This is a genomic window from Pseudomonas cichorii (assembly GCF_015471405.1).
GTDB lineage: Bacteria > Pseudomonadota > Gammaproteobacteria > Pseudomonadales > Pseudomonadaceae > Aquipseudomonas > Aquipseudomonas serbiensis.
Genome location: NZ_BLVZ01000002.1, coordinates 263,189 through 286,972, shown reverse-complemented (window position 1 = coordinate 286,972; position 23,784 = coordinate 263,189). Strand labels below are relative to the sequence as shown.

The 23,784-nt window shown below is 55.9% G+C and carries 20 protein-coding genes; 8 read left to right on the top strand and 12 right to left on the bottom strand.

Annotation, left to right across the window (positions count from 1 at the left end; genetic code table 11):
* Positions 1 to 21 precede the first annotated feature (21 nt).
* Positions 22 to 3,129, bottom strand: coding sequence for a biosynthetic peptidoglycan transglycosylase (locus JL015_RS03255; protein WP_201017388.1), 3,108 nt, complete (start codon positions 3,127 to 3,129; stop codon positions 22 to 24).
* Positions 3,130 to 3,445: 316 nt separating this feature from the next.
* On the opposite strand from JL015_RS03255, the gene JL015_RS03250 reads away from it, so the two are divergent.
* Positions 3,446 to 4,357, top strand: coding sequence for a hypothetical protein (locus tag JL015_RS03250; protein WP_201017526.1), 912 nt, complete (start codon positions 3,446 to 3,448; stop codon positions 4,355 to 4,357).
* Between the two features lie 61 nt (positions 4,358 to 4,418).
* Here the strand turns inward: JL015_RS03250 and JL015_RS03245 are convergent, their stop codons facing one another.
* On the bottom strand, positions 4,419 to 5,105 hold the full coding sequence (locus tag JL015_RS03245; protein ID WP_201017387.1) for a hypothetical protein: 687 nt from the start codon (positions 5,103 to 5,105) through the stop codon (positions 4,419 to 4,421).
* A gap of 277 nt (positions 5,106 to 5,382) precedes the next feature.
* On the opposite strand from JL015_RS03245, the gene JL015_RS03240 reads away from it, so the two are divergent.
* Positions 5,383 to 6,291 (top strand): hypothetical protein, encoded by a 909-nt coding sequence (locus JL015_RS03240; protein WP_236250149.1) that lies wholly within the window; start codon positions 5,383 to 5,385, stop codon positions 6,289 to 6,291.
* A 50-nt stretch (positions 6,292 to 6,341) separates the two neighbouring features.
* Here JL015_RS03240 and JL015_RS03235 read toward each other — a convergent pair whose 3' ends face one another.
* The 7 genes from JL015_RS03235 to JL015_RS03205 form a co-directional block, all read right to left on the bottom strand.
* A complete protein-coding gene (locus JL015_RS03235) occupies positions 6,342 to 7,055 on the bottom strand; it encodes a hypothetical protein (protein ID WP_201017386.1) in 714 nt (237 codons plus the stop codon).
* Positions 7,056 to 7,314: 259 nt separating this feature from the next.
* Positions 7,315 to 8,445, bottom strand: coding sequence for an OpgC domain-containing protein (locus JL015_RS03230; RefSeq protein WP_201017385.1), 1,131 nt, complete (start codon positions 8,443 to 8,445; stop codon positions 7,315 to 7,317).
* A 162-nt stretch (positions 8,446 to 8,607) separates the two neighbouring features.
* Positions 8,608 to 10,221, bottom strand: coding sequence for an FMN-binding glutamate synthase family protein (locus JL015_RS03225; RefSeq protein ID WP_201017384.1), 1,614 nt, complete (start codon positions 10,219 to 10,221; stop codon positions 8,608 to 8,610).
* Positions 10,222 to 10,401: 180 nt separating this feature from the next.
* Positions 10,402 to 11,442: a ferritin-like domain-containing protein gene (locus tag JL015_RS03220; protein ID WP_201017383.1), complete on the bottom strand. Its 1,041-nt coding sequence runs from the start codon at positions 11,440 to 11,442 to the stop codon at positions 10,402 to 10,404.
* A 5-nt stretch (positions 11,443 to 11,447) separates the two neighbouring features.
* The gene (locus JL015_RS03215) at positions 11,448 to 13,358 is read right to left on the bottom strand and encodes a hypothetical protein (protein WP_201017382.1); all 1,911 of its coding nucleotides are present in this window, start codon (positions 13,356 to 13,358) and stop codon (positions 11,448 to 11,450) included.
* Positions 13,359 to 13,429: 71 nt separating this feature from the next.
* Positions 13,430 to 14,176 (bottom strand): VOC family protein, encoded by a 747-nt coding sequence (locus JL015_RS03210; protein ID WP_201017381.1) that lies wholly within the window; start codon positions 14,174 to 14,176, stop codon positions 13,430 to 13,432.
* A 482-nt stretch (positions 14,177 to 14,658) separates the two neighbouring features.
* Entirely contained in the window at positions 14,659 to 15,024 is a 366-nt protein-coding gene (locus JL015_RS03205) for a hypothetical protein (RefSeq protein ID WP_201017380.1), read from the bottom strand.
* 280 nt (positions 15,025 to 15,304) lie between these two features.
* Here JL015_RS03205 and JL015_RS03200 point away from each other — a divergent pair, with 280 nt between their 5' ends.
* From JL015_RS03200 to JL015_RS03190, 3 genes are all read left to right on the top strand, one after another.
* Complete coding sequence (locus tag JL015_RS03200; protein ID WP_201000146.1) at positions 15,305 to 15,583, top strand: type B 50S ribosomal protein L31; 279 nt, start codon at positions 15,305 to 15,307, stop codon at positions 15,581 to 15,583.
* Positions 15,584 to 15,740: 157 nt separating this feature from the next.
* On the top strand, positions 15,741 to 16,832 hold the full coding sequence (ddlA, locus tag JL015_RS03195; protein ID WP_201017379.1) for a D-alanine--D-alanine ligase: 1,092 nt from the start codon (positions 15,741 to 15,743) through the stop codon (positions 16,830 to 16,832).
* Complete coding sequence (locus JL015_RS03190) at positions 16,829 to 17,236, top strand: NUDIX hydrolase (protein ID WP_201017378.1); 408 nt, start codon at positions 16,829 to 16,831, stop codon at positions 17,234 to 17,236. Before ddlA ends, JL015_RS03190 begins: the two co-directional genes overlap by 4 nt.
* Positions 17,237 to 17,295: 59 nt before the next feature.
* On the opposite strand, the gene metR is transcribed toward JL015_RS03190, so the two are convergent.
* On the bottom strand, positions 17,296 to 18,213 hold the full coding sequence (gene metR, locus JL015_RS03185) for a transcriptional regulator MetR (RefSeq protein WP_201017377.1): 918 nt from the start codon (positions 18,211 to 18,213) through the stop codon (positions 17,296 to 17,298).
* 16 nt (positions 18,214 to 18,229) lie between these two features.
* On the opposite strand from metR, the gene JL015_RS03180 reads away from it, so the two are divergent.
* The 3 genes from JL015_RS03180 to JL015_RS03170 all read left to right on the top strand — a co-directional run bounded on the left by JL015_RS03180 (position 18,230) and on the right by JL015_RS03170 (position 20,186).
* Positions 18,230 to 18,373: a hypothetical protein gene (locus JL015_RS03180; protein WP_201017376.1), complete on the top strand. Its 144-nt coding sequence runs from the start codon at positions 18,230 to 18,232 to the stop codon at positions 18,371 to 18,373.
* 126 nt (positions 18,374 to 18,499) lie between these two features.
* Positions 18,500 to 19,492: an alpha/beta fold hydrolase gene (locus JL015_RS03175; protein WP_201017375.1), complete on the top strand. Its 993-nt coding sequence runs from the start codon at positions 18,500 to 18,502 to the stop codon at positions 19,490 to 19,492.
* A 46-nt stretch (positions 19,493 to 19,538) separates the two neighbouring features.
* The gene (locus tag JL015_RS03170; protein ID WP_201017374.1) at positions 19,539 to 20,186 is read left to right on the top strand and encodes a DsbA family oxidoreductase; all 648 of its coding nucleotides are present in this window, start codon (positions 19,539 to 19,541) and stop codon (positions 20,184 to 20,186) included.
* 153 nt (positions 20,187 to 20,339) lie between these two features.
* On the opposite strand, the gene JL015_RS03165 is transcribed toward JL015_RS03170, so the two are convergent.
* Positions 20,340 to 22,223, bottom strand: coding sequence for a methyl-accepting chemotaxis protein (locus JL015_RS03165; protein WP_201017373.1), 1,884 nt, complete (start codon positions 22,221 to 22,223; stop codon positions 20,340 to 20,342).
* A 182-nt stretch (positions 22,224 to 22,405) separates the two neighbouring features.
* On the bottom strand, positions 22,406 to 23,647 hold the full coding sequence (locus JL015_RS03160) for an OprD family porin (protein ID WP_201000139.1): 1,242 nt from the start codon (positions 23,645 to 23,647) through the stop codon (positions 22,406 to 22,408).
* Positions 23,648 to 23,784 lie beyond the last annotated feature (137 nt).

The following is a 23,784-nucleotide window of genomic DNA, read 5'->3' as shown; positions in this document are numbered from 1 at the left end:
AAGAGATACAGACGAATGGTCTTACAGCCGTGTAGAGGGCGTGCTGCACATGGCCTGTCCACCATTTTCCAGATAGGGCGTGAGGATGGGAGCCATGCCCTTGAGTACCTGCACCGGCAGGGCTGAAGTAAATCTGAAGCCTTCGGCGGCGCGTCCGGGGACAAAGGCGGTCAGGGTGCCGAAGTGGTTTTCACCGATGTAGAACACAAAGGTTGCCGTGCGATTGATGGCCCTCGAACTGATAACCCGTCCACCCGCGCCAATGCTTTCGATGCGGTTGTCGCCTGTACCGGTCTTGCCGCCCATGGCCAGGATGCTGCCATCCTGCAATTTGAAAGTGCCTTGCACACGCTTGGCCGTACCGCCATCCACCACTTGCGACAGCGCTTCACGCATGGCTGCCGCGACCTCCGAAGGCAGAACGCGCTTGCCCAGTTCAGGGTTACTGGCCAGCACGGTTTCATAAGGTGTGCCTGCAGCAAAGTGCAGGCTGTCGATGCGCAGGGCGGGCAGGCGAATACCATCGTTCTGGATGATGCCGATCAACTCGGCCAGCGCCGCAGGCCGGTCGCCCGAGCTGCCTATGGCGGTTGCCAGTGAAGGCACCAGATGATCGAACGGGTAACCCACACGCTGCCAGCGTTGCTCGATATCCAGGAACGCCTCGACTTCCATCATCGTACGGATGCGGCTGTCCCGAGCACTCTTGTGTCGGCTCTTGAACAGCCAGCCATAGACTTCCTGGCGCTCATGACGGCTGGCTGCAACCGCATCCTTGAACTGGGCGTCGGGGTATTTCAACAGGTAACCGAGCAGCCACAGATCCAGAGGATGGACACGCGCGATATAACCCTGATCCGGCAAGTCGTAGGCGCCAGGCCCATAGTTTTTGTAAAGCTCTGTCAGGCGCTTTTCGGTGAGTTTCGGGCCGGTTCCGGTTTCGACCAGATGGGCGCGGACGAAGGCCTTGAACGTATCCTGATCGGCACCCGGCAACAGGTAGCGATGCACTGCCGCCAAACGGACAGCAGTGGGATTGATGCCATCGAGAAAGGTGTCCAGCCGTTCCTGGGTGGATTTGTCCTTGTAGCGCTTCCAGAACTTGAGCAGAAAAACCGTGCCTTCTCGGTCGGCAAACTGGCTCAGGTATTCCTGACGGCGCGGGTTGTCATCATCCTTGAGCAGCGCAGCGCTGTTGTTTGGAGCCTGATAAGTGCTGTAGCGCACCAGATCACGCATCAGTCGAATGAAGGGCAGGTTGATCGACTCGCGCAGGGACTCGCGCAACGTCGGAATCCGCTCATTGTCTTCGCGACGGAAATTGTTGAAGCGATGCAGGCCGCCACCGGTAAAAAAGCTTTCGCCAGGGCTGGCCGAATATTGTCGATCCAGGGCCGCAGAGAGCATTTTCGCCAGGTCCCGGTCCTTGTTCTGTATCAGGTAATCCAGAGCCCAGCGGGTCAGCCGGTCAGGCTCTTCGACCGGGGTCTTTCTCAACTCTGTAACACTCATGTCGGCGTAGCGTGCGTGCAGCTCGGCGATGATTTCCAGATAAGTGGTCAGCACCCGCATCTTGGCAGTGGAGCCCAGCTCCAGCTTGCTGCCTTCGTTGATGTCGAACGGCTGGTCGGTGCTGTCGGTTTGCACTCGTACCCGCGAACCGTCCGGGCCGCGCTCGAACAGGGTGAAGCTATAACGCACCTGAGCGGTGCTTGCCGGGGACAAGAGCCGTTCGCCGAACAGGCCGATTTTCTCGGCGAAGGCCGGGTTCGCCAGATCGCGCAGGTATTGGCTGACGCTGTTTTGCAGCTCGCCCTGCAACGTGCTGGTGGCCGACAGATCAAGCCGGTCCAGATCGTAGAGCGGGCGATTGAGCAGGTTGGACAGCCGGCTGCGGGCAACACTGATGCCCTTGTTGGTTTCAATGGGCTGAATTGTCGGTTGCTGTACCCAGTCCCGGTAAGTGACTGCGCTGGCCAGTGCTGCATTGGCCAGTGGTTGATCGATGACCTGTGCCTGTGCAAGCAAGCGAATATGGCTGTCAGTGAGATCCGCCAGTTCCAGTCGGCCTTTGGTCAGGTAATAGGACGGACGACGCTGGGCAATCACCAGCGATAACACCTCGCGCAGCGCCAGACCTTTTTCGGTCAGGCTTTTTGCGTCTTTCGGGTCTGAGGCGAGTACCTGGTTGGTCCTTGCAAAGTCGGCACCGAACCAGACTCGCAAGCCCTCAGCCATGCCATGAACTTCGCCATGCCCGGGCACCGCGGAAAGTGGCACGCTGTTCAGGTAGTCACGCACCACATGCTGACGCGCCTGCAAGGTCTGCTCGCCGGGCAGATAGGCCCGGACACTGGCAGAAATCATCTGACGTAGTTTCTCTGAACCCGATTGCGTCAATCCGTCCGGAGAGTGGCGATATTTCTCCAGTTGTGTCGCCAGGGTACTGCCGCCCGCTGACTGGCCTGGGATCGCAAATATCTTGGCCACCTGAGACAGTGCCGCCTTGGCGAAGCGCGGCCAGTCCACGGCCGGGTTGGCCAGTGGTTGCTGTTCATCCAGCAGATCTCGGTTCTCGATAAACAAAAGACTGTTCACCACCAAGGGCGGGATGGAGGCAAAGTCGGCGTAGAGTTGCTGCGGATAGCGAAACTCATAAAGCGGTTCACTGCGGCAGTCGGTGATCGACAGGCCCGCCTGGATTTTCTCCTCGTAAGGCACGAAAAAGCCGTGTTGGCTGTAGCGCAACAGCTCGGGTGAAAAGCGTGTCTGCCGGGTAATCAGGTAATCGCGTTTGAGCAGGCGCGACAGGAATTCATCCATCGACGAATAGCCCAGGCGTTTATCGAAAGGCCCCTCACCGGGATAAACCACTGCATCGCTCGGGCCGGGTTCGAGCGAATAGCTCAAGCTGGCGGCAAAGCGGCTGAACTCCTTTGCCTGAAGCCTTGAACTGCGGCTTTCGACGGCAATGGCTGCTCCCAATGCAATGCCGCCCATCGTCACCACGACCCAGAACACCCTCCACCCGTAACGCTTGCGGCGGGGTGGAGTGGACATGGGAGGGTCATCCTGACGCTCAGCAGAAATCACACCTTGCCTGGTATCGGAATGCCGTAATACGCCCATGATCGATTGGCCCGGTCACCCTGTTAGTCGCACTTGTCTCAAGCTTAGACGCTGGCCGGAGCTGCGGGAAAAATTGTCTTGTGACGTGGGATATTTCAGGCGGGCAGGGGCGTTGAGGCTACCAGGCGACTTCATTGTGCTGGTATTTATTAACAAGAGATATTGCCTGGAAAAACGTAAGGGGTTTCTGAAATTAAAACATGTAGGACATTTCCTTTTATTTTATTCGGGATTGAACCCGATAGGGCTTGGTGATTATGTCCGGCTTGTCAGTGGCAAGGGTGCTCTGCATAAAATCAATAATAAGGAAGTTATCATGAACAAGAGCAGGAACTGGTTTTACCCGGCGTTCTTATCCGGGGTTTTATGGGCGTTTTCATGTCACTCTTTGGCGCAGACGGAGGGAACTGTCGAACCTCCCGCTTCGACTGCCGGACAGGAGCAACAGGTACAAGACATCGAAGGCGAAGCCTTTACTGTATTGAGCGACCGCATTCATCAGATCGAGCAGACATTACAGAGCGACACTTCGGTGGACCGTTATAGTTTTACAGCCATTCGCGGGCAGGATGTATTACTCGCAACGCCGGGGCTCAGTGTATTGAATCGCGTATGGAAGGTTGAATATCAGGTCGATGGTGGAGAGTGGACGCTCAAGAAATACAACGGGCCTGAGGCTTTTCGTAGCCTGACACCGGGAGCGCGGATCAATATTCGGGTGCTGGCTTCTGACGGCGCCAGATTTGATAAAGCGGGTTACCGCATAGTGTTCGGCTCGTACCCCCATATGCGCTATGACCTTCATGATGAAGAGGGTTTTCTGAAAATACCCTATGGCTTGACCGATCCTCCTTTTCTGGCCACCCAGGCTTTTACGAAAGCATTGCTTGAGGGGACATTTACCGATAGCAAGGCTTATCCGTTGGAGGGTGGGGTGATGGGTTTTGAGTTGGAGCCCCATGACGGGATGAAAAAAATCACTAGAAGCTTTACCTCTGATGCAGAGGGCAGGATTTCGGAGCTTTTCGAGTTTGATCGTTGTGAAAGCGGTAAATATGCCGGTAATTTCGTTCATAAGCATAATGGCCGCAATACCTGGAGTACTCAGTACCTGGCTGGAAAATACAGCGCGGTCAATGTGCTGCTGGAGAGTATGGCGGATAAACCGCATGTGTACGCCTTTGGGCATATCTGCAAGCGAACGCTGATCAATTGGTCCAGAAACTGAGAAACATCGTTTCTATAAGCCGGGTGATATGCCTGAAGGGGGCAGATCACCCTTTTATCAATCAAGCCCTGATATCAATCAATGAGGGCTCACGCTTCTCTGCATTTTCATGAATCTGCCGTATCCACTCTTCGCTCAGGTCATTTTTTCTGACGGCCACGACTTTTCCATAATCGATAGTGTCTTGAAAGTTCATGAGGTTCAGGATGTATTTTCCGCCAAATCTTTCTGTGTCATGGTCGACAAGAGCCATCATGGCTCTTGCATGAGACTGAACGCTTTCTTTGAAGTCCTCGATGTTATTGAGTGTGTCGGTAAGCCACTTTATTTCATCCTCGCTCAGGCTGTTTTCAGGCGCGATTATTTTTATCTGGGCATCGTCTCCCAATGTATAGCTGAAGCCTTTGTTGGCCAGGTCTGGCCTTAGCTCGATGAGTTCTTTTCTAAAGCTGTCGTAGTAGCTTTGCTGGACAGTCAAATTGATCCAGAGACTTGATTCCAGGCATCCTAGATAGACTTCTTTGGTCATGGGGCGTTCTTCTGACTTTATAAAGTCATCACCATATATGTAATATTTACCCTTCCATGGTTCCTCCTCCCGAGTATAAAACTCTTTCGCCCGTGCCTCCTTGGCACTTAGGGTGGGCTCTGCTTCTGGAGCAGTCATTTTTGCGGGTATTGAAGTGCTGGCCTGAACAGAAGGTAGTTGAGGTTTTACTGCATTTGATACAACGCTGCTGATATTCATGTTTTGCTCCTTTATGGGTTGATTCCCTATCAGTAGCGGCCGCTGAAAGTAAAACTTGGCCTGATAACGTTGTGGGAAAGATCCGAGAGGAGGTTTGTGTGAGACGCTGTTCTCAAATCTATTGCAGAGGAGGTGATTGGTTTTGAGTTTTATATTTTGTAGGAGTTTTCTTTTTTCATGTTGTCCAGGGTTGATCTTCATGATCCCTGATGATTATGTCCGGCTTGTCAGTGGCAAGAGAGCCCTGGATGAATAATGGAGTATTGAGAGAGCTATCATGCATAAGAATAAAAGGTTTTTTTATCGTTTCCTGATGTCTGGCGCTTTAGTGATGACACGCCAGTCCTTTGCGCACACTAAAGAGATCGCCGAGTCTCCCGGTTTACCTGCAGGGCAAGAACCGCAAGTGCAGGAAGTTTCAGGACAGGCCTCAACCTTTTTGGGTGACCGCCTTAACCAGGTCAATCAGACATTGCAAAGTGCAACATCGGTGCATCGCTATCGTTTTATATCGTTGCGCGGTCAGGATGTACTGTTGGCGACGCCTGGCTATGATGCATCGAGCGCTATGTGGAAGGTCGAGTATCAAATCGATAATGGCGAATGGAAACTCAAGACGCCTACGGGGCCGCAAGCCATTCGAGACCTGAAACCAGGCTCGCGGGTCAATGTTCGAGTGAGGGCTGCTGAGGGGGCCAGCTTTGGGAAGGCTGACTACCGCATGGTTGTGGGGTCGTATCCCCATATGCAGTATGAGCTTCATGATGAGGGTGGTTTCCTGAAAATTCCTTATGGATTGACCAGGCCTTCCTTCCTCGCCACTCAGGCTTATACCAAGGTATTGCTTGAGGCCACCTTTACCGATAGCAAGGCTTACCCATTGGCGGGAGGGGTAATGGATTTCAGGCTGGAGCCTCATGAAGGTTATGCAGAGATCAATAAAGTGCTTACCTCTGATAGCCGCGGGAAAATTTCAAGGTTTATCGAGTTCGGTCGCTGTGAGGGCGGGGATCTTGCGGGGGATTTTGTTCACCCGAGTACGGGTAACAATATATGGAGCACCCGTTATAAAGTCGGGAAATACAGTGCACATAATGTACTCCTTGGGAGCCTGGACGATAAACGGCAGGAGTACGCTTTCGGACATATCTGCAAGCGTTCGCTGGTTAACAGGTCTGGTAGTTAAACGACAGGAAAGTTTCGCTGCCTGATGGCTCAGGCAGCGAACAGTCTGTTTCAGGCCTGGATATCGACCAGAAGCTTTTCGTTGTCCTCTCGCTTGGGTGCAAAGCGTTCAATCTGGTAGATGATGGTGTTCATGAAGTTGCCGATGGTATTGCGGCTGAATATCTGGCCATAATCAATGACCTTGCTGTAGGCCTCCAGATTGAGCCTGTGCTCGTTGCCGAACTTCTCGGTGTAGTGATCCGTCAATGTCATGACGCTTTTGGCATGGGTGAACAGATTCTTTTTGAGCCCATTGCGGTCATTGAGACTTTCCGTCAGGTAGCTGAGTTCGGCCGGTGTCAGCACGCCATCGGGGGCGGTCACTTTTATCTGCTGGTCCAGGCCGAGCGTGAAGCCGAAGTGTTTCTTTGACAGCGCCGTATTCAGAAAGGAGAGTTGCTGCTTGAAGTCGTGAAAATTGTCGAACATGGCATGTATGGACGTGTTGAAGGTCTTTAACTCTTTATCAAGATAGTTTTTTCTCATGTCTTCAGTGGTTTTGTCGGACAAATCTTTATAAGGCTCTAAAATCTCACCTTTTGATGTCTTGGGTAGCCAAGGCGATTCTTTCGATCGATAAAACGCTTCATTGGCATCATGCCCCCTCTTGATGGCTGCTGGCGGTGTGCTTGATATTTTGTCAGTAGAAACAGCTCTTGAGGCAGGCTCAATTGCTGGGGGTTGCCAGTTTTGCAAGGCAGGGGAAGGCGAATTGATGTTCATGGCACAGTCTCATGGTTTATACAGTCGACTGTTTAGCGGCGGAGTTTGAGGAAACTTGTCCTGATAAGTGTGTAGGAATAGTCCCAGAGACAAGTGCATTAAGGCGGCTTGTAAGAAGTTTCTCTTTTTTATAGTCGTTAAGTCCGTTTTGCAGGAGGCTTTTGTTGATGAAGCAGAGCATCATTGATCCACGGAACCTCGCAAATAAACGAGCTAGCAAAAGTCCATATTTGCCAGCCCGTTTACATTAAAACCTGCCTCAAGCCGTGACTACCCTCTGCGTGCTCCCCAGCCGCTTGTTCAGTTCCAACCCGTTGGCCATCAATACCATCAAACCCAGTCCGACCAGCGCGGTGGTGACTTGCATCGGCCAGGTATCGCCTGCCAGGGCGTTGGCCATATCCGCCAGTGGTGCAAGCAATACGCCCAGGCAGAAGACTTCAAGGGAGTAGCGCCCCATACGGCAGGTCTGTTGCGCGGGCCAGTTATCGAGCCAGGTGTGGCGGGTCGGCAGCAATTTGGCGACCACATAGACCAGAGCCAGGAAGTGTACGAGGCGGGCAGGTTCCAGGTCGGTCTTGCTGATGGGGTACAGGGCTTCCAGGCCCATGGTCGAGACCAGAGCCCCATGCAGTTCGGGCCACTTTTCGCTGAAGGTCAGTGCGCCGGCGATCAAGACATAGACGGTCGCCAGCAGAAACAACGGCTGCTGGTACAACGGACGATGCTCCGCGATGACCGGTTGCGTCGTCCGCAACGCACAGGCACCGCCCAGTACGAACAGCAGTTGCCAGGCCACCGGGTTGAAATACCAGAGCCCGCCGCCTTCGTAGGCGCGCAGGTTCCAGCCAAACAGCGGCACCATCATGTACAGCGCGATGGACAGGCCGACCGCCACTTCAACCTTGCGCAGCATCAAGGGCAGGATCAGCGGCAGAGCCAGTAGCAGCAGGATGTAGAGCGGTAACGGGTCGGTCAGGTTGGGCTTGAAGCGCAGCAACAGTTCGTCGGCCAGGGCTTGCTGTGGATTGCCGACAAAGTATTCGAGGCCCATCTGCTGGACCATATCGCGGGTTTCAACGTGGTTGTTGGCCACGAAGACAATGCCCATCAACAGGGTCAGCAGGAAAATGTGTACCACATACAAGACCCAGGTACGACGCAGGATGCGCACGCAGGCCACCATCATGCCGTCGCGCTGGGCAATGCGTCCGTAGGCCAGAATTGCAGCGTAGCCAGCCAGAAAGACAAATATCTCTGCTGCATCGCTGAAGCCGAAATTGCGCACGGTCAGTTGTGCCAATGGGTTGTCCGGCACGTGATCCCAGAAAATGAAGATCAGCGCCAAACCTCGAAAGAAGTCGATTCGATAATCGCGTCCGTTAGTCATAACGGTGGGCTCTTGAAAGTTTGTCGATTGAATAAGGATCAACCGCAGTGGGTTGAGGTTCCGCACCGCCAGTCAGTAGTCGGTCGGCGGCGCGGCAGGGTGGCGTTAATCGACGAGAAATGCAAAAGCCGGGCTATTACAGAATGTCTCCATACGGTCGGCTCAGGTGAGTTCAGCGGGCTCAAAGCTGTCCGAGCGTGCCATTTGCCACATGCGTGAATAGAAGCTGTCGTCCTGTATCCCGTTCAGCAACTGGCCGGGTTGCAAGAACACATGGGTCTGCGAGAACAGTTTGATTTCCGTTGCCGACATACGGCGCACCAGATGCCTGGCTTCCAGTTGTGAAGGCTGATCAAGCCCGGCCGCCGCAAGCATTTCGGCCAGAGCCTTGAGGGTGTTGCGGTGGAAGTTGAAGACTCGTTGAGCCTTGTCCGGCACCACCAGTGCGCGTTGTCGCAAGCTGTCCTGGGTCGCGACGCCGGTCGGGCATTTGTTGGTGTGACAACTTTGTGACTGGATACAACCGATGGCGAACATGAAGCCGCGTGCCGAGTTGGCCCAGTCGGCGCCGATGGCCAGTACGCTGGCGATGTCGAAGGCGCTGACAATCTTGCCGCTGGCACCCAGTTTGATCTTGTCCCGCAGGTTCAGGCCCACCAGAGTGTTGTGTACGAACAGCAGGCCTTCACGCATCGGTGAGCCGATATGGTCGGTGAACTCGACCGGCGCGGCCCCGGTGCCACCCTCGGCACCGTCGATGACGATGAAGTCGGGGTAGATGCCGGTTTCAAGCATGGCCTTGGCGATCCCCATGAACTCCCACGGATGACCCAGGCAGAACTTGAAGCCCACCGGCTTGCCGCCAGACAGCTCGCGCAGTTGAGCGATGAACTGCATCAATTCATAAGGTGTCGAGAAAGCACTGTGCCGAGAGGGTGAGATGCAGTCCTCGCCCATCGGGATGCCGCGGGTATCGGCGATTTCCTGAGTGACCTTGTGTTTGGGCAGGATTCCGCCATGGCCCGGCTTGGCGCCCTGGCTCATCTTGATTTCAATCATGCGCACTTGCGGGTCACGAGCTTGTGCGGCGAAGCGCTCTGGATCGAAGCGACCATCTGCACCGCGACAGCCGAAGTAACCGCTGCCCAGCTCCCAGGTCAGGTCACCGCCATGTTCCCGGTGATACGGGCTGATGCTGCCTTCGCCGGTGTCATGGGCGAAATTGCCCAGCTTGGCCCCCTGATTCAATGCCCGGATGGCATTGGCGCTGAGCGAGCCAAAACTCATCGCCGAGATATTGAAGATCGAGGCCGAGTACGGCTGGGTGCATTGTGGGCCACCGATCAGCACGCGAAACGAGTTTGGATCGCTCAATGGCGCCGGGCGCATGGAGTGGCCGATGAACTCGAAGCCGGTTTCATAGACATCGATCAGCGTGCCGAACGGCCTGTCGGCTGTTTCGTTCTTGGCCCGTGAATACACCAGCGAGCGCTGGGCGCGGGAAAAGGGCAGGGCGTCGCTGTCGGATTCCAGCAGGTATTGGCGAATCTCCGGGCGGATGGCTTCCACGGCATAACGGATATTGCCCAGGATCGGGTAGTTGCGGCGTACCGAATGCGGAGATTGCAGCAAATCGATGATACCGACCACGCTCAATACCGCAGTCAGCAGGGTAAATGGCCAAAGCCACTCGTGATGCCAGAACGGCAGGCTGAACAGGGTGAACAGCACGCAACCAACGAAGACTGCATAACGACTGAGTAGCGATAGGCTCATGGGGAATCCTTGGGCTAATGACGACACGCCCTGTCTTTTTGCCGCATCGGGCCGCAGGGCTGCATAAACATCGATTGCTGGCTAACGAGCCGTTGCATGAGAAATGTAGCAGGCGGGTGATAAATGAATAAGGGCGAAGACCGCAATGTTGCCGTTCTTCGCCCTTGATCGAGGAGGTTGTCAGTTGGCAGGGTTGGTCGGCTGGTACTGAAAGGTCGGGCCTGTGAAGGTTTTCGGGTCCGGTATGCCGGACATCATTGCCTTGGCCTGGCCCTTGAGCGACATCATCAGGCCTAGTGCCGTATTCATCTGGTTCTGGCTCGAATCGCCGTTGAACAAGGCATGCAACGACTGGAGCAGGCTGGTGTAGGTGTAGTTGAAATTGTCGTTGGCAAAGGATTGCACCGTGCCCGGTGTATAAGGGCCTGGATCGGTGGCGACGGGATAGACACCTGTGGTGTCCAGGGTTATCGGAGCCCCTGCATAGGCATACTTGTCCTCCGGCGTCGGGCCTCCATCGGGGGTTGGAATCAGTAGCTTCCCTTTCTGGATCTGCATGAAGCGATAGTAATGCGCATAGCCTTTGCCCACGACTTCGAGCGGTGAAAGCGAAGTGCCTTCGCCCTGATCGATGATGCTCTGGAGGGCTTGCCTGGCCGTGGCGACATTGCTGACCACAACCGACTCCCACATCAGGTCAGGTCCGACCTGATTGGGTGACGGATTGAGAAAGACACCGTCGCCGAGCTGTTCTATGGCTTCGATGATGGCGGTATAGAACTGCCCGATGGTGAGGTCTTTTTGTGCGGCAAGCAGTTTGAAGTCGAGGGCATGTTCAGGCTCTTCGATCTGCAGGAAGGTCTGCAGTTGTGTCATCGAGAAGGGAGCCAGATGCACGGTCAGGTCCGATTGCACGCCACCAGGCAGTGGGCCCGGGTAGTTGGGGATAAAACCTGGTGAGTCGATGACTGGTGAGCCGCCGAGGGCGTTCATCACATTGCTCGCCAGTGTCATGTGCAGCATTTCCTCTATGACCACCGAGGAAATGATGGCGGCGATTTCCGGATTCTTGCTGGCATCGATCGAATAGAGCGCATAGAGATAAAGCGGAATCGTCGAGTGCTCCAGCTCGACTGCCTGTTGAAGCGCGTCAAGCACCGCTTGCACTGTTACGGTCGGGCCTTGGAGGCCCGCGATGGTCGAAAGTTGAAGACGGATCATGGGCATTACCCCCTTTGGGATTGGTTGATCAGACGGCGAGCAACCGCTGCCGCTTTGCCACCTCGGGCGGCGTTTGCCAAGGCGGCCTCTTCCTGGGGCGTGTAAGAAGTCGCTTCACTGGTCTGGAGCGCTGCTTTTGGCGCCGTCCTGGTGCCTGGTAGGGGATTCTTGAGCCAGGCAAGAATGGCCTGGCGTTTGGCGGGAGACAGGTCCCGGGTCACCGGCATCGAGTTGGCGTCGTGAATATCCAGGCTGAACGCGAGGGTCAGCAATCCTGCGGTTTTCACCACAGAGTCGAAATCCGCCATGTTCAGGAAGCGCAGCATTACCGGGTAGAGATTGGCGTATTGCTGGAAGATCGGCTGGATATCATCCCAGGTGGGTGATGCAGGAATGCTGTAACCGCTCCAGAGTAGAAAACTGATGAAGTCCCACTGGTTGACGGGGCCGGCATTCATGCCCACTTCAGTGAATACCGGGCGGATGCCATAGACCTGGCCATCGATTGAGGAACTGCTGTTTTTGAAACTGCGAGGTATTCCCGGATCGTTTGTGCTGAGTGACAAGACGGCTTTTCCGCTGGCGTCGGTTACTGCTGTTGCGGCGAAGTTCAGGGCGTTTTCTGGCGTCGCCACCGGCGGGGAAGCCATGACATAAGGGGGGGAGTCGGGTGTTGGTTGCAACTGCGAGGAGTCAAGAATGAATGACACCGAAATCCCTGGCAACGGCTGTCCATACTGCGTTGCGTAGACAGGAATATCGACTTTTTCGTCCGGGCTCAGGCGATAGACAAACTTGTCGGCACGTATGAACGCCGCATTGGTCCATTCATTGATGATGATGCCTTGGCTGCCCGACAGGAGTAGCACATTGGTCTGGGCAACCTGAAGCTGTTGCGCTGACAGCGGCAGTACTACGATGCCTGCCGTCTTTGCATACCAGTCGGGATTGCTGGAGTAGCCATCACCTCCCTGAGAGGCAATGGTTCCGAGAGGAATGATAGAGCACCTCGGACCTGTGGGTGTAAGGCTCGGCTCATAAGCTCCGAGCTGCAGATCTCCGAGATCGTTCAGGCCTGCGCCCGGAGCCGTTGTGGAGATGGCATTACCCAGATCGAGGTAAATGCAACTTGCTTCTGTATCGATGGCTGCTGCAAAGAAGTTGATACCGCCAATGGGAGTGAAGAAGTTTCCCTGAGGTGAAACCGCTGCCATGAAGTGGCGGCCAAGCACCAGATGTCGAGGCTCCTCTGCCAGGTAAGGCCCTATGGTGCCTACGATTCGACCGCACATGAAGTTCGGCGATGTATTGTCCATGTTCAGGCCGTCAACATTGAACTTGATTGACAACTGTCCTGTAGCTTGGGCGGCTTGTTTCAACTGGCTCAGAAATGCAGAGTGAGAAACATCGCCCCATTGCAGGTTGTGCAATACCGATTGATACATCGCGCCTGCACCGATGTCTCCTGAACCCGAACCGGTTGCGCGATCCCATATGTCGATGAAGGCAGCAGGCAGGAATTGCCCGCTAAAAAGTGTGTCGCCATTGAGGTCCGCTATCCGCACCTCCAGGCCCCATATTTCCGATACCAGTTGTTGTTCGGGGTCGAGGTCGACCATCTTGGCCGGCACCCGGCCATTGGAATCGGCAATGATGTAACGCAGTACGGGATCTGACGGAGTCACGGCACCCGCCGGGGTCCAGGCCGAGTTGATGGTGCAGCCCAGCAAACGGAATGCCGCGTCACCTTGTGGATTGAACCACCCGTTAGGTGGCTTCATGTGCGGGCCTTCCAGTTTTTGATAGCTGGATTTGAACGCATCATTGTCATAGTGGCCGGCGTCATTATTGACCGTCGACACATTGGCCTGGAATTTCCCGGAAAAGTGAAGCCTGAGGGAGTTCAGATAACTCACGTCGAATACCTCCGTGTTGCGTCCATGTTGTGAAAGGTTGTGTCCGTGCTGCGTCCTGCTAAAAAGCGTGTTCAGGTGTTGAAGGGTTCGATAAGGCCGACCGGATTGCCTTCCGGGTCCTTGAACATCGCGAAGCGGTAGCCATCGATTGCTGTAGGCGGCATCAGCGCCGATCCGCCTGCCGCCAATGCTGTTTCAAGCACCGGTTCCAGGGTGTCCACCAGCAGATAGAAGTTGTGTCCGGGCTCGAAGCCGGGAATGGAAGGATCGGCCTGGCCGATGCCACCCAGTAGCGGCGGAGTACCGGCCGGGAAGTGGATATAGGAGAAGCCGCCAGTCCCGGTCTGATACTGCCAGCCGAACACTTGCTGATAGAACGCCCTGGCCGTTGCGGAGTCCTTCGCGATGATTTCAAACATCACGGCCGGATGCCGGTTGCCGAGCTCTTCTGTCTCTTGAAGGTTGCGCCCGGAAAAACCGGCCAGTGTGTCGAGAAATTGCACTGTGGTGTATGGCTTGCCGTTAGCCGACACGAAGCAGTGGCCGTATTGCGCCACAAAGTTTGTGAAGAGCGGCCCGTTCACATGGGCGAGAAACGCATCGGGGCTTGCATAGGTCTCGAAGAACAACACCAGCAATGGATCAGGTGGCGGCAGCGATTGAAGCCGGCCATCGGCACCGAAAGGTGTGTTTACCAGATAGGTGAGCGTACCGGGTTCGTTGTTTTGTACATCGCGGGCAAGTTGTATCAGTGCCTGGCGTGCTTCTATTTCCTGGCCTGGCTGAATGAACCACTGCGACGTCAGGCTGATGGGCATGTTTCCTCCTTGAATATAGATAGGTAGAGCGCAGGCACAGCAATGCAGAGAGCATCACTCTCTTTATCTGTTGCGGGTAATTGAACAGTGTGTTGAAGGTTGACTTGCCCTGTAACAGTGCATGTCCGGCTCGCTGTACGGCACCTGTGCAGTGTGAGCGATCATTAATTGTCAAAAACACTCGTCAGGATAAAGGCAAAATGCCAACCAACTGTGCTGCCTATGAAAATGAGCCCGTGTCCACGGAGCGTGAAGGCAGTTTCAACATAGATGACTTCATGTTTAATTCCATGGGGATAATGAAAAATATATTTATCGGAAAAGGCTTTCCAATATAGAAATCATTATTTGCAACTTATGGAATGTTTCTCATTTTCAACGGGGCATGTCATTCAGTCTTTCACGTTTCATGACGCACTTCGTTGTGGGTCTGCTTTTCTCTGTTCAACGGCATGATAAACATCAAGTTGTGGATTGAAACTTCAACTCTCCAATATCCACGGTTTGATATGCCGAAGCCGTTCGGCCATGGCATAGATATCGTCACGTCCCTCCAGGCTGGTCCAGCGCAGATGCTGGATCAAGGCCTGCTCTTTCGGATTGAGTGCGACGAAGCCCAGTTCATCGGCCTTGCGCATGAACGTATCGCGTGGCTCGGTCGGGGTACTGGCGGCAATCACTTCCTGCAAGGCGTTTTGCAGCATCGAGACATAACCCACCAGCATCGAAGGGTTGCAGAGCACATCGGTCTTGTTGACATAACCATCGAGCAGACGCAGTGAGTCACGGGCTTCTATCAGTCGCTCGTAAGCGGATTGAGGAAGGTCATAGTGGGTGATATCAGGCATGAGAAATCCTACCGACTTGTTATTTCATCCGCAGTCCAGGGCCAATCGCTGGACGGACCCATACGGCTGTGAGTAGTAGGCGCTGGCGTGTTGTCCTGGCTACCAGTAAGCCGGGAGCCCCGTCCCGGGCCGCTGATTTGGCAGAGGCGGGGCGAACCATAGCTTCAAGCGCCAGCCCGATCAAGTTCAGGGCGGGAGCAGCAAACAGCATTGATTATCATTAATGTGAAGTATTATGTTATGGTATAACAATACTCAAGCAACTCATCCGGAGGCCCCCATGAAACCTGATATCCATCCTGCTTACCGCACAGTGCTGTTCCACGACACGGCTGCCGACGTGTATTTCCTGATCGGCTCCACAGTCGATACCGATCGCACGCAACAGCATACTGACGGCAATACCTACCCTTACGTGGCGCTCGACGTGTCCAGTGCTTCGCACCCGATGTACACCGGCCAGCAACGCAAGACCACCACCGAAGGCCGTATCGCGGGCTTCAACAAGCGCTTCGCAACCTTCGGTTCCGGCAGCAAGGCAGGCACTCCCGCTGCTTGATCCGGCACCCGACTCCCCGATTCAAGGCGATCTGTGCAGGATTGCTCCGGACCGGGGATTTTTTTTGCCTGCTTTTCGGACATGCGACCACTGAGCCTCTGGACTAATGCCGGGCATTGCTTTTATCTTCGCGGCCTGAAAAACAGGAGTACCCGCGTTGAAAAAATCAGTCGCCATCGTTTTCGGTGGGCAATCCAGCGAGCATGAGGTTTCGTTGCAGTCAGCACGCAACGTGATCAATGCGATCGATCGCGAAAGCTACGAGCTGACCTTGATCGGTATCGACAAGCTGGGCCGTTGGCTGCGGTTCGATGAAAGCGATTACCTGCTCAATGCGAGCGACCCAGCAAAGATCAGGCTGAGCACTTCAGGCAAGCTGTTGGCCCTGTTGCCAGGCAGCACAGGCGGACAGTTCGTCGAAGTCGGGTCGGGCGAGCCGCTCAAGCGTATCGATGTCGTGTTCCCGCTGATTCACGGTGCCTACGGCGAAGATGGCTCCCTGCAAGGCCTGTTGCGCCTGCTGGCGATTCCGTTTGTAGGGCCGGATGTGTTGGGCTCTGCGGCCTGCATGGATAAAGACGTGACCAAGCGCCTGCTGCGCGATGCCGACATCAGCGTGGCACCGTTCGTGGTGCTGATGCGTGGCCAGACAGCTCAGTTCAGCGACGTGGCCGGGCAACTGGGGCTGCCGATGTTCGTCAAACCGGCGAGCCAGGGCTCTTCGGTGGGCGTCAGCAAGGTGACCGACGAAGCCGGGTTCGAAGCGGCCCTGGCGCTGGCCTTCGAGTTCGACCACAAGGTTCTGATCGAACAGGGCATTGTCGGCCGGGAAGTGGAATGTGCGGTGCTGGGCAACCGTGAGCCGCAGGTCAGTGTATGTGGCGAAGTCATCGCCAATGACGAGTTCTACGCCTACGACACCAAGTACCTCAACGGTGATCAGGCGCGTATCGCCATCCCCGCCGAACTTGCGCCAGAACTCAGCGAACAGGTGCGCGAAGTTGCATTGCAGGCCTATCGGGTTCTGGGCTGTGCCGGGCTGGCGCGTGTCGACTTCTTCGTCACCGAAGCGCGGGAGATCATCATCAACGAGATCAACACGATCCCCGGTTTCACCTCCATCAGCATGTACCCCAAGCTCTGGCAGGCCACTGGCTTGTCCTACGCCGGTCTGATTGATCGCTTGATCGTACTGGCACTGGAGCGCGATGATGAGGCTCGCTTGCTGAAGACGGACATCTTTGCATGAAGATCATCAATATTGCCGCAGCCTTGTTGATTGCCCCGGATGGCCAGACCTTGTTGGTACGCAAGCGCGGTACCGAGGCGTTCATGCAGCCGGGCGGCAAGATTGAAGCGCACGAGCCAGCGGTAAATGCGCTGGTTCGGGAGCTGGAAGAAGAACTGGGCCTGGTGATTGACCCGCAACAGGCCATTTTCCTTGGTGAATTCAGCGCTCCGGCGGCCAACGAGCCGGGCTTTGAAGTGCATTGCCAGTTGTTCGGGGTACGCACCGATGCCCAGGTCGTACCGGCGGCCGAGATCGAGGAAATCATCTGGATTGGGCCAGAGCAACACCCGGAACTGGTGCTGGCTCCTCTGACCCGCGACTTGATCCTGCCGCTGTATCGCGAGATGCGCGAAGAAGCCTGATCACGGAGCGAATTCATTCGCGAAGGGCTTTTTCGCGAATGAATTCGCTCCTGCTGGGTTCAACGCACCGCACTCACCCCGTCCAGTGTCGAAAACGACGTGTCCTTCGCCGTCAGCAGGAAATCACGCATGTAAGGCGCGTCGAGCATATCGGCGCGAATACCTGCATAAAGCGTCGCGAACAATCCCTTTTCACCCAGGCGCTTGGCCTTTACGTAGCCACGCGAGCTGTACTCGTGCAGTGCCCAATGAGGCATGCCGCACACGCCGCGTCCGCTGGCCACCAGTTGCATCATCATGACCGTCAGTTCGGAAGTGCGGACCTGCGCCGGTTCAATGTCGGCCGGCTCCAGGAAGCGCGTGAAAATATCCAGCCGATCCCGCTCCACTGGATAAGTGATCAGCGTTTCAGTGACCAGGTCCTCCGGCACGATGTAGGGCTTGTTCGCCAGTGCATGCTGGTTGGCCACGGCGAGCATTGCTTCGTAAGTGAACAGCGGCACATAGGTGATGCCGGGAATGTCCAGCGGGTCTGAAGTGACCACCAGATCCAGATCACCGCGAGCCAGTGCCGGCAACGGAGCGAACGAAAAACCCGAAGACAGATCCAGTTCGACCTCCGGCCAGGAGTCACGGAACTGGTCGATGGTCGGCATCAGCCACTGAAAGCAGCTATGGCATTCGATAGCCATGTGCAGACGCCCGGCTGTACCGCCTGCCAGTCGCGCAATGTCGCGTTCGGCGCTGCGCAATTGGGGCAGCAATGAATCGGCCAGTTGCAACAGGCGCAGCCCGGCGCTGGTAAAGCGCACCGGTTTGGTCTTGCGCACGAACAACTGCATACCCATGCGCTCCTCCAGTTCCTTGAACTGGTGGGAGAGGGCGGACTGGGTCAGGTGCAAGCGCTCGGCAGCTTCCACAAGGCTGTCGGCCTCGCGTAAGGCGTGCAGGGTTTTGAGGTGACGTATTTCAAGCACCTTGAGCGCTCCATGAATGAAATTTGTGATCAAAGAGAAAACAATGAGTTTGTCTCATGTTTGTCTGGCTGTCGACAATAGCGCCATCTTTTATGGCGAACGCAGCATGGCTTTGGCGCACAGCCTTGGATTTCCGCGCATCCCCGCCAAGAGCCGGTAAGGGATTTTCAGCGGCCATTTTGCCGTTGATCCCGATTCATCAAACTGTCACGCAACTGTGGCAGCGCGCTTTGAAAAACATCATCAGACTTATTGCCTACTGGGGATCTGTTTTTTGGTGTTTTTCATGCGGGTTTTACTCTTTCTGGCCGCGCTCTTGTGCGGCTTGCCGTCTTTTGCGGCCTCTCGATGCGATGTCAGTGCTCCTGTACAGATTGCCGAACTCAAGGAAGTTCGTATTGCCTATCAAAGTATCGGCAATGAATCCGACCCTGCCTTGCTGCTGGTCATGGGCCTTGGCGGGCAGCTGATTCACTGGCCTGACGAAGTGGTGGTTGCCCTTTGTCAGCAAGGCTATCGGGTGATTCGCTACGACAACCGCGATGTTGGCCTGTCGACCTGGGTCCAGCCTCCTGCGGATGCCAACCTCACTTATGAAGTGCTGCGCTACAAGCTCGGCTTGCCGGTGTCTGCGGTCTATTCCCTGACCGATATGGCCGATGATGCGCTGGGCTTGATGGATGCGCTGCACGTTGAACAGTTTCATGTGCTGGGGGCGAGCATGGGCGGCATGATTGCTCAGCATCTTGCCGACCTTGCCCCGCAACGAATCGAAAGCCTGACCCTGATCATGACCAGTTCCGGCGCCCAGGGCTTGCCGATGCCCAATGCTGCCTTGATGCAATTGCTGGCCCGCCGTGGCGCGCCCAACCGCGAGATTGCCATCGAGCAGCAGGCGGATCTGCTGGCCGCCCTGGGCAGCCCGCAGATCAAGGACGATAGGGAAATGCTCCTGCAACAGGCTGCAGCCTCTTATGACCGGGCCTTCAACCCCGAAGGCGTAAAACGTCAGATCACCGCGATTCTGGCCGAACCCAGCCGGGTCGAACTGCTCAACCGCTTGCGTCTTCCGGTGCTGGTGGTCCATGGAACGGCCGATCCACTGCTGCCGGTCATGCATGGCGTGCATGTCGCTGCGCATATCCAGGGCAGTCAGTTACGCCTGATTCCCGGCTTGGCGCATCGCTTTCAGGAAGCGTTCAAGGCGCCGTTGCTGGCGGCAGTGTTGCCTTATCTCAAGGCGCAGCATGAAGACGGACGGCATGTGGCGCAGTTGTAAGCCAGACGTGTATCGTGACTGTTTTCTGCCAAGTGCGAGCGTCACGATGACCACTCCCCTGAAAATCGATTTCGTTTCCGACGTTTCCTGCCCGTGGTGCGCCATTGGCTTGCGTGCCCTGGAGCAGGCCCTTGAGGCGCTGGGTGATGAAGTGCAGGCGCAGCTTCATTTCCAGCCCTTCGAGCTGAACCCGAACATGGTTGCCGAAGGCCAGGACATCAAGGAACACCTGGCCGAGAAATACGGCTCCACGCCTGAGCAGATGAACGACATCCACGAGAACATCCGGGCGCGTGGCGCAGAGCTGGGGTTTGTCTTTACCCAGGGCGAGCGGCGCATCTACAACACGTTCGATGCCCATCGCCTGCTGCACTGGGCTGAACTGGAAGGCAAGCAACCGGCGTTGAAGCAAGCCCTGTTTACCGCCTATTTCACCGATCTCGCAGACCCGTCCAGCCACCAGACTCTGGCCACTGTGGCGCAAAAAGTGGGACTGGACCGCCTGCGTGCCGAGGCCATTCTTGCTTCTGGCGAATATGCCGCCGAAGTACGTGAGGCTGAACAACTCTGGACCTCACGCGGCGTCAGTTCGGTGCCGACCATCGTGTTCAACGACGAATACGCCGTGTCTGGCGGCCAGCCTGTCGATGTGTTTGTCGGCGCGATCCGGCAGATCATCAACAAGAGCGTGTAAGAACTGCGCTGGTGGCATCGTTTGTAGGACCGGCTTCAGCCGGGAAGAGGCCTGTGCAGGCGCTTCATCTTCATCGGCCTAAATACCGCCTTCCCGGATAAATCCGGTCCTACGGATTGTGAGCAGCGCCCCCGACACAGACCGCTTGCCGAGTTACAACTTGAAGGTATCGACAACACTCCTGAGCCGTCCGGCCTCAAAGTCCAGCTCGCCGCAGGCTTTGAGGGTTGCATTCAGGTTGTCGGTGGCCTGGTGGTTCAACTGGCTGATCGCATGCACATCACGGGTCAGTTGATCGACGGCAGTGGTCTGTTCCTCGGTCGCCGCGGCGACTGTCAGGCACACGTCATCGATCTCGCTGATACGTGACACGACGCTCAGCAGGCTGGCGCCAGCCTCGGTTGCCACCCTTACGCTCTGGCTGCCCATTTCATGGCTGAGGGACATGGTCTCGGCAGCCTGTGTGGCACCGTCCTGCAGCGCCTGGATCACTGCGCGGATTTCTTCGGTCGCATTCTGGGTGTGATGGGCCAGGCTTCGGACCTCGTCCGCCACCACCGCGAACCCTCGGCCTGCCTCACCCGCTCTGGCCGCTTCAATGGCTGCGTTCAAGGCCAGCAGGTTGGTCTTGCCGGATATCGTCGAAATGACTTCCAGCACCTTGCCGATATTGGCGCTTTTGGCGTTGAGGTCTTCGATCTGGGTGCGTGTCGTTTCGATGTTCTGTTGCAACTGACTCATCGTATCGACCGTTTTTTCGACCAGCGTACTGGTCCAGTCGATCTGTGTCCTGGCGCTGGATGCACCTCTTGAGGCTGCCGAGGCACTTGAGGCTATTTCCTGTGCTGCCGCTCCCAGTTCTTCGATAGCTGCTGCAACGGTGGTGGTGTAGCCCGACTGGTGCTCCGACTTTTCCACCGAAGAGTTGGACGCCGACAGGACTCGGCGGGTGGCTTCGTTCAAGGCCTGTGTCGTGGATGAAACTTCGGTGATGGAGGCATGAATCCGGTCGCCGAATCGATTGAAGCTCTCGGCCAGGTGTCCGAACTCATCGTGGGAGACAATCGACAAGCGCCGTGTCAGGTCGCCATCGCCCTGAGCAATGTCTTCCATCGCGTGGTTGATCAGGTGCAGGGGTTTCATCAGCACGCGCATCAGCAATCCGAGCAGCAGCAAGGTAATCAGGCCGGCAACGATTGTGGCGATGATTGCTGAGTTACGGAACGCCGAGATACTGGCCAGGGCCGCCTGCTTATCCAGCACGATGCCGATGTACCAGTCCTGTGAGGGCAGGCCTTTGACGGGGGTGAACAGGGTAAGTTTCGGACCATCCACCGACGCAGCTTCGACCAGTCTGTCGCTCAGCGTCAGCGTCTCTGCGGGAAACAGGTCGGCCAGGGTCTTGCCGATAAGCGCCTTGTCCGGGTGAACCAGTATCTTGCCGGCCTTGCTCACCAGGAGGGCGTAACCGCCACCCTCGAACACCTGCGCATTGATGGTCCGGGAAATGGTCTCGATGTTCAGGCTGGCACCCAGAACCCCAAGGGTTTGCCCGCCGGAACGGATGACGGCCGCCTGAGTGATGATCCGGTAATCGATACCAGCGCCGACGTAGGGTTCTGTCATCGCTGTGCCCTGATCGATGGCATCCTTGTACCACTGCCGTTCCCGGCTGTCGTATCCGGCAGGCATCTGTCGCGGTGGATAGATGTGGAAGCCGCCGTCACGGGTGCCGACATAGCCGGCAATGAACTGCTCCATCAGCACCTGGCCCTGCAACTTGCCGAGTATGTTTTCAGGCGAGGGCGCCTGGCCGATGGATTCGGCAACGTTCTTGATCAGAATCATCCGCCCGTCCAGCCAGCTCTGAATGTCATGGGCCATCGAGACCGAGAGTGCGCGGGTGCTTTGTTCGATTCTCTGTAGGTTGTCGTCACGCAAGCGAACGTCATTCAGCGCGGAAAACGCGCAAAACACTGTCATGATCACCAGCGCGGCGATCAGTAATATCTTCTGGTTGAACCTGAGATGTCTCATCACTGTTTCTCTGCGTACTGGATCGGTTGCACAACAGTCCGTTGGTTTTTGATTAATGTTTAAAGCATCCCTGCTATCGATAAATTCCGGGCGAACGGGGCCGCACGTGTAGAGGCCTACATGTGAAGTTTGCCGGTAAGTAACGTGGTTCTATATTTGAAAGCCTTTGAAGCGTGTCGGGTTTACCACAGGGCCACTGTGTAACTCAGAATCAGTCGGGTTTCATCCAGGTCATTGCCAAAGTTCGAGCGCACTGTGGCATTCCTGAGTTTGATACCGACATTCTTCAATGTGCCGCTCTGGATGACATAACCGATATCGGTATTGCGTTCCCACTCTTTACCCGTGTTATTGCCCGATACACGGACATTGTCACCGCTGACATACCGGCTCATGAAGGTCAGGCCGGGAATACCCAATGCGGCGAAGTTGTAGTCATAGCGCAACTGCCACGAACGTTCTTCGATGTTGGCGAAGTCGTTGATCTGTACGAAGTTGACCAGGTAAGGGTCGGTATTGGCGATGTATGGAAACGGATCATCGCCGCTCATGCGCTGGTAAGCGGCACTGAACACGTTGGAGCCCAGGGTGTAGGAGACCATGCCGTTCGCGGCGCGGTTGTCGAGGTTGCGGAAGTTACCGTCCTCGGTGCTTTTCGAGTAGCGCAGGTCAAACTTCAGCGACTGCTGTGCAGCCAGTGGAATCTCGTAGACCACGCCACCAAAGAACTGCCGGTAGACGTTTTCCAGATTGCCGTAATACAGGCTGGTGCTGAGGGTCTTGCTGAAGTTGTAGGTGCCGCCGGCGAAGTTGAATTCATCACTGACGCCACCGATGCGGTTACCGGTGAAATCCTGATAGTTGGAGGAGCTGTTGAACTTGATCTGCTCCAGCTGGCCGCCTTGCAAGACCAGCTTGTCGATATCCTTTGAGGTCAGCATCGCGCCCTCGAAGGTCGATGGCAGCAGGCGGGTGTCATTGCTCGACACCACCGGGCTGCGGAAGGCAAGAGAGCCGACCTTGAGCACGGTCTCGGACACCTTCGCCTTGGCTGTCAGTTCCAGTTTGGAGTATTCGCTCTGTGAGCCGCGGCCGTTTCTTGAACTGAGGTCGGCTGGCAGCAAACCCGTGCCACCGGAGCCATCGCCGCCGTCCAGCTTGAAGCCTGCCATGCCGAGGGCATCGATCCCCAGACCCACTGTTCCGGCGGTATAACCCGACTCGAACCTGAGCATTGCGCCCTGCGCCCATTCCTGTGCCGAGTCGCGCCGGGCAGTGGGTGGGCCGTTGCGAAAGTCACGGTTGAAGTAGAAGTTGCGCAGATCGACACTGGCCTTGCTATCGGCAATAAAGTCTGCCGAAGCGCTCATTGGAATAACCAGCGCGCAAGTACTGACGAGTGCAAAAGTCTTATTGATCGACATTTTCGTTATGCTCCGAGTAATGGCAGATTCAATCGGTACGGTTTGTTTTTATAAGGAGTGCAACGTTGCCTGGAACATTTCCTGTGGGCAGCACGCAGCAACCGGGGGAATACCCGGTTGTGCGTAACTTGCCAGCA